Annotated in this window: 13 protein-coding genes; 4 read left to right on the forward strand and 9 right to left on the reverse strand. The window is 34.0% G+C overall.

All coding sequences use genetic code 11. From position 1 onward, the window contains the following. Nucleotides 1-3 precede the first annotated feature (3 nt). The 6 genes from ACIQ0M_RS05650 to mnmE form a co-directional block, all read right to left on the reverse strand. On the reverse strand, nt 4-300 hold the full coding sequence (locus ACIQ0M_RS05650; protein WP_103804733.1) for a helix-turn-helix domain-containing protein: 297 nt from the start codon (nt 298-300) through the stop codon (nt 4-6). Nucleotides 301-530: 230 nt separating this feature from the next. Then, on the reverse strand, nt 531-1859 hold the full coding sequence (locus ACIQ0M_RS05655) for a hypothetical protein (protein ID WP_396150595.1): 1329 nt from the start codon (nt 1857-1859) through the stop codon (nt 531-533). Between the two features lie 32 nt (nt 1860-1891). Next, the gene (locus ACIQ0M_RS05660) at nt 1892-2713 is read right to left on the reverse strand and encodes a hypothetical protein (protein ID WP_396150597.1); all 822 of its coding nucleotides are present in this window, start codon (nt 2711-2713) and stop codon (nt 1892-1894) included. A gap of 1 nt (nt 2714) precedes the next feature. Then, complete coding sequence (locus ACIQ0M_RS05665) at nt 2715-3821, reverse strand: phage integrase SAM-like domain-containing protein (protein WP_396150599.1); 1107 nt, start codon at nt 3819-3821, stop codon at nt 2715-2717. Between the two features lie 7 nt (nt 3822-3828). Continuing rightward, a complete protein-coding gene (locus ACIQ0M_RS05670; protein WP_396150601.1) occupies nt 3829-4200 on the reverse strand; it encodes a helix-turn-helix domain-containing protein in 372 nt (123 codons plus the stop codon). Between the two features lie 218 nt (nt 4201-4418). Beyond that, on the reverse strand, nt 4419-5819 hold the full coding sequence (gene mnmE, locus ACIQ0M_RS05675; protein WP_396150643.1) for a tRNA uridine-5-carboxymethylaminomethyl(34) synthesis GTPase MnmE: 1401 nt from the start codon (nt 5817-5819) through the stop codon (nt 4419-4421). Between the two features lie 182 nt (nt 5820-6001). Here mnmE and ACIQ0M_RS05680 point away from each other — a divergent pair, with 182 nt between their 5' ends. Then, complete coding sequence (locus ACIQ0M_RS05680; RefSeq protein WP_396150603.1) at nt 6002-6643, forward strand: protein-L-isoaspartate(D-aspartate) O-methyltransferase; 642 nt, start codon at nt 6002-6004, stop codon at nt 6641-6643. Between the two features lie 148 nt (nt 6644-6791). After that, nucleotides 6792-8072, forward strand: a complete 1281-nt coding sequence (locus tag ACIQ0M_RS05685) for a T9SS type A sorting domain-containing protein (protein ID WP_396150605.1) — start codon at nt 6792-6794, stop codon at nt 8070-8072. 28 nt (nt 8073-8100) lie between these two features. On the opposite strand, the gene ACIQ0M_RS05690 is transcribed toward ACIQ0M_RS05685, so the two are convergent. Together ACIQ0M_RS05690 and smpB are read right to left on the reverse strand one after the other, a co-directional pair. Further along, the gene (locus tag ACIQ0M_RS05690) at nt 8101-9153 is read right to left on the reverse strand and encodes a Fic family protein (RefSeq protein ID WP_396150608.1); all 1053 of its coding nucleotides are present in this window, start codon (nt 9151-9153) and stop codon (nt 8101-8103) included. A gap of 155 nt (nt 9154-9308) precedes the next feature. Further along, entirely contained in the window at nt 9309-9761 is a 453-nt protein-coding gene (gene smpB, locus ACIQ0M_RS05695; RefSeq protein ID WP_396150610.1) for an SsrA-binding protein SmpB, read from the reverse strand. Nucleotides 9762-9899: 138 nt separating this feature from the next. On the opposite strand from smpB, the gene ACIQ0M_RS05700 reads away from it, so the two are divergent. Both ACIQ0M_RS05700 and ACIQ0M_RS05705 read left to right on the forward strand, forming a co-directional pair. Next, nucleotides 9900-10583, forward strand: a complete 684-nt coding sequence (locus ACIQ0M_RS05700) for an OmpW family protein (RefSeq protein WP_396150612.1) — start codon at nt 9900-9902, stop codon at nt 10581-10583. Between the two features lie 146 nt (nt 10584-10729). Further along, the gene (locus ACIQ0M_RS05705) at nt 10730-12244 is read left to right on the forward strand and encodes a S8 family peptidase (protein ID WP_396150615.1); all 1515 of its coding nucleotides are present in this window, start codon (nt 10730-10732) and stop codon (nt 12242-12244) included. A gap of 104 nt (nt 12245-12348) precedes the next feature. Here ACIQ0M_RS05705 and ACIQ0M_RS05710 read toward each other — a convergent pair whose 3' ends face one another. After that, nucleotides 12349-12834 carry a phosphoglycerate mutase family protein gene (locus ACIQ0M_RS05710; protein ID WP_396150617.1) on the reverse strand — a complete coding sequence of 162 codons (486 nt, stop codon included), beginning with the start codon at nt 12832-12834 and terminating at the stop codon, nt 12349-12351. Between the last annotated feature and the right edge of the window lie 32 nt (nt 12835-12866).

Here is a 12866-nt window from a genome sequence, read left to right on the forward strand (position 1 = left end):
CGCTTACTTTCTTTTGTGAGTTAATAAATAATTCGCTGCCATTGTCTCGATTTCATCAGTACTGTCTTGACGGTTACGTAAAAGCCATTCGTCTAATTCAGCACGTTTGAAATACAGTTTTTTCCCTTGTGGACAAAAATGAGGTATCAGCTTTTGGCTTGTCATTTTGTACAAGTGAGATGCACTTATGTCTATATAAGTGCAGGTTTCGTTAAAGTTGAGCACGTCCTTTTTTAATAGGTTTTGCTCTTGTAACATCGTTTCGATATTACTTAATTTCTGAAGGATTATTTCTTCCATCTTGCTTTGAAATTTTATTGTTGAAATTTCCTCTCTCGTGTTTGAGAACGAGAGGTTTTATCCTCAAACACGAGTGCAAGATATGTTGGAATATGACGTAAAAAGAACTCCGCCTTTGAGAGGCGGAGTAAAGGCGGAGTGCTGATTTTGTTAGGATTAGTAACTATAAACCATACAAAAGAAAGATAGTTTGAAAAAAGTTAAAATAAATAAAGGCGGTGCGGAGTTGGTTAGTTAATTCTCTGAACTATTTGTTTTATTTTGATGTCGTTTTTTGCTTTTTTTGTGTTATTCATTTTTTCGTAATTAAACTCTTCGTTCAAGAATTTAAAGTTAGCTGCTGTTATTTGCCATTTGCTGGATTGGCAATTTTCGATTTTACCAAGTGACAATAAGAAATCAATAAAGGATTTTAATTCCCCTTTTTGACCAAGCCATGAAATCTTATTTTCTGTTGTTTGACCTGTGAATAATTTAATAAAGTCTTTTTTGCAATCTTCACTAACGTAATTCTTTAAAACCATTGAATTATGTAAGTCAGTCGCTTTTTCTTTAATTAGAGCCGCATTTCCTATTAGTTTAAATGCTTTTATCTTTTCAGCATATGTTGTGTTTGGTAATACTTTCTGATTAATAATTGGAACAACTCTTGAAAAATAGTCCTGCTCATTTTCAAGCCACTTTTTAATTGTTTTGATGTATTTGGTTTCTGGTTTTGAAAATTCTTTTAAAAGAGTTTCTTGTTTTGTTTTGTGTAATTTATTTAGAATTTCTAAGTTATAGATATTAGCTTGATTTCTATATTTTATATCTGACATTATAGTTGTATCTACTTGCGAAAGAATGCTTTTTGTGTTATTTATCAAGTTTTCAATTAATTCATTTTGATTAACAATTTTTGCTGTAGTTAATCCGGTGTAAGGGTTATGATCTGTTTTACCTTTTATAAAAGGTAGTTTCTTCTCAAAATGCTCTTTTAGATTTTTAAAAATACTCAGCTCAAACGGAAATAGCTTTAACCAGCTTAAATAGGTAGTGAATAATATATTAATGTCGGTATCGTTAGCTTTTATAGGCGGTTTATATAAATCTTCAAAATACTTATTAAAGATTACTTTTTTTTCATCAGGAATTACTTTGCTGTTTTCGATTGAAGTAGCAAGGTTTTCTAGGTAGAGAGATAAACCAACTTCTGGATGTCCAAAACTTTTTTCTATGTATTCAAACCAATGTAAGGTGTCTTCGTACCAATCGATGTTATTTATTTTGACTTCAATAAAATGCATTGTGTAACTCATTTTACGTACTATGTCAATTTTTATATTCTCATAGCGAGATTTGTCAATATTAAAGTCCTTTGCGAATTTTTTATGTTTTTCGCAACAGTTCGGAAACTTGTCATAAAATTCAATGGACAAATCTACAATTGACTTATGCCATTCGCAGCAATAGGGAAAGTTTTCAGGTTCTTCATACCCATCTAAAGGATAAACCTCATAGGGGTGCATCATTATTTCTCCTTCTTCAAACTTAATAAAGTGAAAATCTTTTTTGGTCATGTTTATAACGAAATGAGTTAGCTTAAATTAGATTATAATATTGATTTTACTATTTTTTTTACACTTAAATCATTAACCGTTTTTTTTGCATCGTTTAAACTATTGTTGTTGATTTCAAAACCTTTACACATAAAAAGATTTGCCGTGTAAATCCATTTAGCAGAAACTTTTTCAATTAAATTTTCACTTATGGTATAATTTATAAAAGATTTCAAATCGCCGAATGCTCCAATCCAATTGATTTTATTTTTTGGATAATTACCGATGAATGCATCAATAAAATCACTTTTAGAAGCTAGATCAATATAATTATCTTTAGCTAGTATTTCAAATAATTCACTAGCTTTTCTTTTCTTTGAAGCACCTGCTTTAATTTTAAAAGTAAATCCAGAGTTTTTTATTTTAAGTTCACTTTTTTTTCTTGAAGGTGTTTCAATTGACTTTTTAAATTCGTTATAGTTCTCTATGAGTTCACTTTTTTTTGAACTTAAGTCTTTTTCAAAGAGTTTAAATTTAATATTTGAATTGTCGTATGATATAAATTTTTCCAAAGGTATTTGGTTAAATTTAATTAATGATTTGTCTAATTGACTAAAAATAAATTCTAATTGTTTTGGAGTAAAATAACTTAATTCAAAATATGTTTTGATACGGCTTAAGTTTTCGGAAGGTGATATATTGATTATTCTATTAGGAATATAGTCATAATCATCTGGGCTTTTGTCTTTATTAGAACGCGTCCAATAACCAAATTCGTCTTTAGTATATGATATTTCTTCCCCTAACAATAATGTTGGAAAAAAAAGTTTCTCCAAATGAGGAATAACTTCTAAGTGAATTTGTTTTATATCCATTTTAAAAATCTAATTTTATTCTGTTAGCTGCTTCCATTTTCTTTTCATCAATTATTTTGGCATATACTTGTGTAGTTCTTATGTCTTTGTGACCTAATAATTTAGATACTGTAAATATATCAGTTCCTAACGTAAGTTGCAAAGTTGCATAAGTGTGTCTAGCACAATGGAATGTAATAGTTTTACTAATTCCGGCTTTCATTACCCATTGTTGTAATTTTAGATTGTGCCACGCACTATATTTTAGTCCCTTGAAAACTCTTTCTTCGGGCTCACCGATTTCACCTAATAAATCACGAGCTTGGTCTGACATTGGCAATGTTTCTGCTCCTTTGGTTTTTTTTTGTCTAAAACGAATATACCAACCGTAATCATTTGAGTGCTGCACTTCTGACCAAACTAATTTATTTATATCTGACCATCGTAAACCTGTTAGGCAACTGAATACAAATGCTGTTTTTAGGATTGGTATTTCACATTCGTGTTTTAGCATGCTTTGTAATTCTTCTAATGTCAGAAACTCTCTTTCGCTGTCGCCTTGTGGTAAACAATCTACTTGCTCGGCAGGATTGGAACGGATAATTCCATCTTTAACGGCTTGTTTTAAAGCTGCTCTAAATTTATTAAAATAGGAGTGTGCTGAATTATCAGAAAGATTTTTATTGCTTGGTGTCTTTGCTGTTTTGGTTAAGTAGTCTTTGAAACCTTCCACAAACTTTCTATCCAATTGCCCGAAGGAAATATCTTTTGGACAAAACTTTCTTAAATGCTTGATTGTGCTATCCCAGTTGTCATAATTGCCTTTGCTTTCCATTCTCATTTCGGCTAATGTTTCCATATATATAATGAAGTAGCCTTTTAACTTCTCCTGGTCATTGAAACCATACATTCCGTTTTGAATTTCTAAATGTCTTTTGGAACGAACACTTTCCGCTAAAGAAAGGATTTTTTTGTTTTCGTCTTTTTGTGCTTGTGTGAGTTTTCCTTTTTCTGGTTCCGGGATGAGGTATAAACCTAAATACTCATATTCTCGTTTACCATTTTTATAGTAATCAAGATACAAACTGATTTTATTTGCTTTCTGTCTTTGTCTTAAAGTTACTTTCATTGTACCATCAATTAAAAAGTTTATCTATCTGTGTGCGTTGAATTATTTTCTTTCTACCAAACTTGTGAATTTGTAGTTCTCCACGTTTTATCATTCTGTTGATTGTCCATCGGCTAACTCCAATTAGTTCTGCCGCATCCTGAACGGATAAAAAGTTTTTGGATGTAAGAGAGTTGGAGTTTGCAGTTTGCAAGGATGGCAAACTTTGCATTGTTTGCCGTTGCTCTACTAATGTTTTTTGAATTTTTTCTTCTTTAGCTTTTTGCTTATAATGCCTTTGATTGCAAACATGGCAACAATATTTCGTTAAAGTGGTCTTAGCTATAAAAGCTTTGCCACAGTAAGAACAGGTTTTCGGAATTGCCATATTGCTACTCATAATATGTTGCGTTGTGTTGCATAATGTAGCGAAGTGTAGCAATATGTAGCATCATTTCGCCAATATTGTTGCCTTTGAATTTGGGCAACAAATTCCATCATTGGGCAACAATAGAACAACAAATATAACGAATAAAAGGTTGTTGGGCAACAAATAAAAGAAGAATATTTGTTATAAAGTCAACAAAAATAGGTAGTTAACAAATAAAAGAAAAGTAATTACTTCCCAATACAAAAATTCGCAAAAATATTCCCCAACAATTCATCATTCGTTACTTCGCCCGTAATCTCACCAAAGTGAAATAAGGCTTCGCGAATATCGATTGCCATCAAATCAGAAGAAAGATTACTTTCAAGACCCCATTTCACTTTCTGAATTTCTTCCAACGCTTTCAAAAGCGAATCATAATGTCGTGAATTGGTAACAATAGTTTCATTATTTCGCAAAGCTCCGGTATTTACAAAAGAGAGTAGGGTTTGCTTGAGTTCATCGATGCCGATTTTATTTTTAGCAGAAATGGTTTCAGGTTTCAAGTTTAAGGTTTCAAGTTGTTGACGAATAGTTATAATTTCATTTTCAGATAACAAATCAACTTTATTGATAACCACAACAAGCGGTTTTAAAGGATATTTATTCTTCACCTTTTCAATTTCACTTAGGTATTCCGAACTTGAAACCTGAAACCTGAAACTATCAAACAAATATAGGATTACCTGTGCCTGCTCAATCTTCTCAAACGTCTTTTTAATACCAATACTTTCTACATGATCGGTTGTTTCACGAATTCCGGCAGTGTCGATAAATCGAAAGCCAATGCCTTCAATCACTAATTCATCCTCGATGGTGTCACGAGTTGTTCCTGCGATGTCGGAAACAATTGCTCGTTCTTCATTTAATAACGCATTGAGCAGGGTGGACTTACCCACATTTGGTTCTCCTACTATGGCAATCGGGATTCCGTTTTTAATGACGTTACCCAAAGCAAATGAATCGATTAAGCGTTTCAACACAAATTCAATTCGGGTTAAAAGTTCATTAAACTGGGTACGGTCTGCAAATTCAACATCTTCTTCTGCGAAGTCTAACTCTAATTCAATCAAAGAGGCAAAATTTAGTAACTCTTGACGCAAGTGAGCAATTTCATTACTAAATCCGCCACGCATTTGTTGCATTGCAATTTGGTGAGAAGCTTCGTTATCAGAAGCAATCAGATCGGCCACCGCTTCCGCTTGTGACAAATCTAATTTTCCATTCAAAAAAGCCCGTAACGTAAACTCACCGGGTTGAGCCATTTTGGCTCCCTTTCGCAACAAAAGTTGAATAATTTGTTGCTGAATAAAAGTAGAACCATGACACGATATTTCAATAACATCTTCACCTGTATAGGAGTTAGGATTTTTAAAAATCGAAACCAATACTTGGTCATAGGTTTTTCCGTCCGAAACGATATGACCTAGATGAATGGTATGGGTTTTCTGCTTTGTTAAATTCTTTTCTGAAACCGAGACAAAAACCTTGGCAGCAATAGCAATAGCCTCTTTTCCCGAAAGACGAATAACGGCAATTGCTCCTGCACCGGAAGGGGTTGCCAACGCAACAATGGTTTCAGTAGGAATCATAGTTCTTTTTATTTCTGCAAAATTAGGAATTTTTTTTGGTTGATTGTCAACGGTTATCAATTGTCTGTTCTCGTTTTCCTGAAAACTCCCAACTCTCAACTTGTAAATCCCAACTTCCATCTTCCAACATTTGCAAGTTCATTTTTTAAAGTTTAATTTTACCAAACTAACCCGAACCCCAAGTGAGAGATACTGAAAAACATCAAGGACTTAGAAATCAATTAGTTAAAATTTTAGAAGAAAAAGGAATTACCGACAAAAATGTGTTGGAAGCCATTCGAAAAATTCCAAGACACTTGTTTCTTGATTCCGGATTTGAACAATTTGCCTATCAGGACAAAGCCTTTCCGATTGGGGCAGGTCAAACTATTTCGCAACCTTATACTGTAGCTTTTCAATCGCAATTACTTGAGGTAAAAAAGGAGAATAAAATCTTGGAAATTGGTACAGGTTCAGGCTATCAAACCGCTGTTTTATGCACCATGGGAGCTAAAGTTTATTCAGTGGAACGACAAAATGAATTGTTTAAAATCACTTCATTGTTATTACCAAAATTAGGCATTCGTCCAAAACTTCTAACGTTTGGCGATGGTTACAAAGGGTTGCCTAATTATGCTCCGTTTGATAGTATTATCGTGACAGCAGGTGCTCCAATAATTCCAAAACCATTGATGGCTCAGCTTAAAATAGGAGGAAGGTTAGTGATTCCGCTTGGCGAAAAAGAACAAATTATGACCTTATTAATCCGCAAAAACGAAACCCAATTTGAAAAACATGAATTTGGAGAGTTTCGATTTGTACCGTTGTTGGAGGATAAGAATTAGGATGTAGTTTAAGATAAAATTTCTTTTGATTTTCTTCGTATTTAGACCTGACAGGTTTTTAAAACCTGTCAGGTCTAAAAAAAATAACTTTTATTATACCATAATAACCAAAAGGTTTTTTTTCTATTTTTATGAAAAAATTAATTCAATGCTCAAAAAACTACTCTTTTTACTGTTTCCGGTTTTTATAAATGCACAAGGTTATACCAGTTATTTTACAGGAAATACAACCAACATAACCACCACTCCGGAATTTGGTGTTTGTTTGATGGGCGGTGCTTCCGAACACGATGAAGCTATGAAGTGGTTACTTCAAAAAGCAAATGGCGGTGATGTTGTGGTTTTAAGAAGCTCCGGCAGCAATGGCTATAATAATTATTTGTATTCCGGTTTGGGAGTAACGGTTAATTCAGTTGAAACCTTAGTAATTACATCTGTTGCGGGTGCGACAAATCCATATGTTTTAGATAAAGTGGCCAATGCCGAAATGATTTGGTTTGCCGGAGGGGACCAATGGAATTATGTATCATTTTTCAAAGATAACGCTTTAGAAGATTTGCTCAATCAACACATCAATTTAAAAAACGCTCCTATCGGCGGAACAAGTGCCGGAATGGCAATTTTAAGTGGCAAATATTTTAATGCTCAAAATGGCTCGGTTACTTCTTCGCAAGCGATGAATAATCCGTATCATCCGAATGTAACGTTGGGTTATGATGATTTTCTTTCCGTTCCGTTTTTAGATGATGTGATTACCGATACACATTATGATAATCCGGACAGAAGAGGAAGACAAAGTACTTTTATGGCCCGATTTAAAAATGATTTTAATATGAATGTAAAAGGTATTGCCGCAAATGAATATGTTGCCATTTGTATTGATGAAACCGGTAGAGCTAGAGTTTTTGGCGAATATCCGGCCTATGAGGAATATGCCTTTTTTGTACAAGCCAATTGTAGTAATCCAAACGATATTGAAACCATTCAGTCAGGCGTTCCATTAACATGGAATTATAATGGACAAGCCTTAAAGGTCTATAAAGTTCCCGGAACTATGAGTGGTGAGCATTTTTTTGATGTAGACAATTGGGAAAGTGGTACCGTTTCCGGCGGAAGTTGGGAACATTGGTCTGTTAGTAACGGTATATTTGCAGCTATACCCGGCACACCGATAGATTGTTCTTTAACCGTAAATGATTTTTCTGAAACGGTTTTTCAAGTTTCGCCAAATCCGTTTTCTACTAATTTTTCTGTTAAAGGTATAACTTCTGCTAAAATTTCATTATTCGATGTTCAGGGCAGAAGAGTTTTAGAAAAAGAAAATTATGCTGGTGATAAAATTGATACAACAATAATAAAACCAGGTGTTTATGTACTTCAGATTGAAGAAGAAAGTCAAATAAAAACAAAAAAAATAATTAAAAATTAAAATTCAATACCCGCCGAAGCGGGTATTTTTATGAACCAATAATACTTAAATAGCGTTTTAAACTTTCCTTTTCATTTTGAGCAATAAAAAGTAAAAAGTCGTCCTTATTGCCTTTTGTCTGAGCGGTTTCTAAAGCATTGTAATACCGCATTCGATTGTCATAATCGCCTTTAATGTTGGCAATTACATAACCGTGTTGCAGCAAAATCAAATTCATCACTAACCGAGAAGTTCTACCGTTTCCATCAATGAAGGGATGAATTGTGACCAATCTTTCATGCATTTCTGCAGCCAAAACCACCGGATGCAACTTCTTTTTCTCACTTTCATACCACAAAAAATAGTCTTCCATTTCTTTGGCAACCAAATAGGGTTGAGGAGGCATGTGTGTACTTCCTTTAATCATGACTTGAACTCTGCGGTATCTTCCGGCATCTTCTGGAATTATTCCGCGAAGAATCAGATTATGTATGGACAACAATTCTCGCTCATTAAAACTAAAACCTCTTTCCATCATTTGCTTGATATAACCAATCGCTTCCTGATGGTTAATGGCTTCCAAATGCTCTCGCATACTTTTTCCGGAAATGGTCAACCCTTCGTTAATAACTAAATCGGTTTCTCGCAAGGTGAGTGTGTTTCCCTCAATGCGGTTACTTTCAAACGTATATTCTAGCTCTAAGGCTTGAGCAATTCTGAAACTATCAAACGCTCTTTTTTGGTCTAAAATTTTCTTAAGCGAATCAATTTCATTCAAAATCTCCATCAACGAAGGTGATAATTCTCTCTTTTGTGGAGTGAGTTCATACTTCATTTCACTTTCTGCAACCTTCATCGCTTTAATACCAAAATTAGTATCATCGCCAATTTCATAAAGAATTTTTTCTTTCAACCAAGCTACCATCAACGTTTCAAAATCAATCTCCAAAACCGAAGCTAATTTTACCACTTGCTCTCGGGTGGGTTTTCTGTTTCCACTTTCAAACTTACTCACCAATGCCTGATCTATCCCAAGAAGTTGGGCTACTTCACGAGTTTTGAGATTCTTTTTTTCTCTGGCTGTTCTAAGTAAATCTTTCATATTCCAATTATTGTCATGACAAATTTAGTCATTTTTTTTGAATCGCAAAACTTTTTTCAACTTTTTGCGTTCCTCCGCAAGCTCCGGTCGGGCTTTCCGCTTCAAACCCTAACGCAATGCAATTATGAAATTCAATTGAAATTTATTCTAGAAATCTAAAAGCTTTTCTTAACTCGATCAATATCGCGTTTGGTGTCTCGGTCTTTGATCGTTTCGCGTTTGTCGTAGTTTTTCTTTCCGCGACACAAAGCAATTTCCATCTTTGCATATCCTTTTTCGTTGATAAAAAGCCGCAAAGGAACAATAGTTAAACCTTTGTTTTGCATACTTTTTTCTAAACTTTTTAACTCTTTTCTATTCAACAAAAGTTTACGCTCGCTTTTGGCTTTGTGGTTGTAGTGTGTGCCATACAAATATTCTTCCACTTGTGAGTTAATCACAAATAGTTCGCCATTATGAAATTCGCAAAAGCTTTCTGTGATCGATGCTTTTCCAAATCGGATGGATTTGATTTCGGTTCCGGTCAATACGATTCCTGCATCATATCGCTCCAAAATTTCATAATCAAATTTGGCTCTTTTGTTGAGTATGTTAATCGTTTTTTGCATAGGTGTGCAAAGGTATGAACAAATTTTACGAAAACTAAAATTTTATACAGTAGAAATAATTTTCAGTCAATGACTTTTATCAGTATTTCTGTTTTTAGTTAAAATTATTTTTGAATAATAATTCTAACAAACAAAAAAATGAAAAAATTAGTTTATGCATTAGTGACATTGTCATTATTTGTGACAACTTTCACTCAAGCTCAAGAAGAAAAAAGTAATGATTTTAAAAGATGGCAAGTTCGCTTAAGAGGTATCGGAGTAATGCCGAACGAAAGTGCAAAAATCGGTATTATTGGTGGCGATGTAGCCATTTCCAACGCTATTGTTGCTGAATTGGATTTTACTTATTTTTTTACTGAAAATTTTGCAGCCGAATTAATCTTAGGGACTGCAAAACACGATGTTAGTACCGTTGGGTCTGATATTTCTGCAATAGGTGGACCAACAAGTTTTGATGTGGATTTAGGAAGCGTGATGCTTTTGCCTCCAACATTGACTGCTCAGTATCATTTTTTCCCTTTAAAAGAGAAAAAATTTAAACCTTATGTGGGAGCCGGTATCAATTATACTTTATTTTATAACATAAAAGAAGGTGATGTTGTTAAAGATATTGAATATGATAATGCTATCGGTTTTGCCGCTCAAATTGGTTTTGACGTCATGTTTGACGATACATTTTTTGTGAATTTTGACGTAAAACGTTTATTTTTAAAAACCGATGTTACTGTAGATGCCACTAATTTAGCAGAGGGTTTAGTAATTCCTGCCGAGGTAGAAATTAATCCGTGGATTGTCGGCTTGGGCTTCGGCATGAAATTTTAATGAATACAACTGCTAAATTTAGCATTTTAAATAACAAAAGGTTGGCGGTCAAACGCCAACCTTTTTTATTAACTTTTTATTAACTTTTTAATTTTTGAATCATTTTATTGTTATATTCGTCATACTCAAGCTAAAAAATTAATAGTATGATAAAAAAAGTATTCAAAATTTCAGTTTTGGCGTTATTGGTTTTTGCTTCTTGTTCAAAAGAAGAAGATTTTAAAGAAGAATTAATTACTATCGAAAATCAGCAAGAACCTCTAACGGCTCGTCAGATTAATGACAAAATCAATTCATTTAATCAAAACAGTAAAAAGTTTTATTGGAAAGAAGCTAGTACACACATGTTGTGGAGTGCCGTATTAAAAGGAAATAATTTAGTTACCATCGGGTTTGGCAGAAATGCTAACGATTTTGATCGCTCACTATCCAATTCGGCCAACCAAATACAAACCGAAATTTTAAATTTGATTCAACGCTATGAATCAGATCAAACAGAAGATATCGTAATTTATGAAGATCCGTTTTTGAATTTAATTGACGTCCGAATCACTAAACAAGAAACATTAGAAGCACTTAGAAGAAACCGTAACGTTCGTTATGTAGAACCTGCGGATTATCGTTATTTTACTTATGAAAATCTAGGAAATCCAAATGATAATCAAATACAATCCAGTTCCGGTTGTGGTTATAGTTCATCAACATTAAGTACAGCTGATTATACAACCGTTACGCCTAATGCCAGAGTTCCTTGGGCATTTTACAAACACAATATTCCTGCTGCATGGAGTTTAACCTCCGGAAATGGTGTGACCATCGGAGTGGTTGATACCGGTTTATCTCCGCAACAATCACTCATGAATGGAAGTTTCAACACAGGTCAATCTTCCGGACGTTTTGTGCAAAAATATGGAACGTATGTAGATTCAATTTGGCCTTGGTCTATCACAACAGATGGTGTAAACGATTTGTGTAGCCATGGTACTAGTATGGCTTCTGTGGCAACCGCTCCACGAAACAATGCCGGTTTACCTGTTGGGGTGGCATATAATGCTAATTTAGTTTCCTATCGTGCTTCTTCCGATGTAGTGTTGAATGGCTATCATGAGCAAAGAGGGGTTCAAAATGCATTTACAGCATTAGGAAATCGTACGGATGTAAAAATTATTTCGATGTCAATGGGACACATTTTTTCGGTGGGAAGGATTGAAGATGGTGTTCGTTATGCTAACAACAAAGGTAAATTAATCTTTTGTGCAGGTGGAACATCAACCTCATTTACCAATTTTGTAGGTGTGATTTTCCCTGCGTGGATGCCCGAAACAGTGGCAGTAACCGGAATTAAAGAAGCATCTACATACCAAAAATGTGATGTGTGCCATAGTGGTGCTGAAATTGATTTTACCATCATGATGGAACGTGCCGGAACCGGAAATAAAGTACCAGTCTTGAGTTACTATAATAACCAAGCTGATTATGTGGGTGGTTCATCGGTAGCTACAGCAACTACGGCAGGAATCGCAGCATTAGTTTGGGCAAAAAATCCAAGTTGGACCAAAGCTCAAGTGTTAACCAAAATGAAACAATCATCGCAATTTTACCCAACCAAAAATTCACAGTTTGGTCACGGAATTATTAATGCGTTGACTGCAGTGCAGTAATACATTTTTAGATTTAGATAAGCCACGAATTCCACTAATTGCCACGAATTTTTTCGTCTAACTTAGTGAAATTAGTGGCTAATTTTTTTGATAAAGAGAGGTTTTTACTTGTGATGCGTCATTTTGTGTTCAATTTTATCTCCATTAACAGTTATAGTATAAAGGTTCCCAAATTGTTCTTCATCTATCTGAGGATAAATGTCTTTTTGCAAAAATGTATTAATTTGTGTTGGAATAGTATTGCTGTGGCCAACGATTAAAATAGTTTTTCCGGGATGTTTTTCGATAGTTTCTTTTAATGAAAATTTTGTAGCATCATAAAAAATCATGTCTTTTTGTTTGGAAGTAGCAATTGTGCTGCATGTCATTTGGGTTCTGCGAGTTAACGTAGTATAAAAGACATCAATTTTTGTTTTTTCAAAAAGTTTTGTCCACCGAACAGATCTTTTAATGCCTTCTTCTGAAAGTTCAGGGTTTTGAGAGCTATCTGCTTTTTCGGCGTGGCGAATTAAATAGATAGTCGTGGTTTTGGATTGGGCTGTAGTTACTTGAAAAAGAAGCAGTAGAATAATATTAACAACGCTTTTCATAAAATACTTTTTGATAAAAGTATAAATTTGAA

Source organism: Flavobacterium sp. (assembly GCF_044339515.1).
Taxonomy (GTDB): Bacteria; Bacteroidota; Bacteroidia; order Flavobacteriales; family Flavobacteriaceae; genus Flavobacterium.

What these genes read in the sequence shown, in the direction of transcription:
- ACIQ0M_RS05650 (WP_103804733.1), bottom strand. Translation starts at nt 300, where the DNA reads ATGGAAGAAATAATCCTTCAGAAATTAAGTAATATCGAAACGATGTTA.
- ACIQ0M_RS05655 (WP_396150595.1), bottom strand. Translation starts at nt 1,859, where the DNA reads ATGACCAAAAAAGATTTTCACTTTATTAAGTTTGAAGAAGGAGAAATA.
- ACIQ0M_RS05660 (WP_396150597.1), bottom strand. Translation starts at nt 2,713, where the DNA reads ATGGATATAAAACAAATTCACTTAGAAGTTATTCCTCATTTGGAGAAA.
- ACIQ0M_RS05665 (WP_396150599.1), bottom strand. Translation starts at nt 3,821, where the DNA reads ATGAAAGTAACTTTAAGACAAAGACAGAAAGCAAATAAAATCAGTTTG.
- ACIQ0M_RS05670 (WP_396150601.1), bottom strand. Translation starts at nt 4,200, where the DNA reads ATGAGTAGCAATATGGCAATTCCGAAAACCTGTTCTTACTGTGGCAAA.
- mnmE (WP_396150643.1), bottom strand. Translation starts at nt 5,819, where the DNA reads ATGATTCCTACTGAAACCATTGTTGCGTTGGCAACCCCTTCCGGTGCA.
- ACIQ0M_RS05685 (WP_396150605.1), top strand. Translation starts at nt 6,792, where the DNA reads ATGCTCAAAAAACTACTCTTTTTACTGTTTCCGGTTTTTATAAATGCA.
- ACIQ0M_RS05690 (WP_396150608.1), bottom strand. Translation starts at nt 9,153, where the DNA reads ATGAAAGATTTACTTAGAACAGCCAGAGAAAAAAAGAATCTCAAAACT.
- smpB (WP_396150610.1), bottom strand. Translation starts at nt 9,761, where the DNA reads ATGCAAAAAACGATTAACATACTCAACAAAAGAGCCAAATTTGATTAT.
- ACIQ0M_RS05700 (WP_396150612.1), top strand. Translation starts at nt 9,900, where the DNA reads ATGAAAAAATTAGTTTATGCATTAGTGACATTGTCATTATTTGTGACA.
- ACIQ0M_RS05705 (WP_396150615.1), top strand. Translation starts at nt 10,730, where the DNA reads ATGATAAAAAAAGTATTCAAAATTTCAGTTTTGGCGTTATTGGTTTTT.
- ACIQ0M_RS05710 (WP_396150617.1), bottom strand. Translation starts at nt 12,834, where the DNA reads ATGAAAAGCGTTGTTAATATTATTCTACTGCTTCTTTTTCAAGTAACT.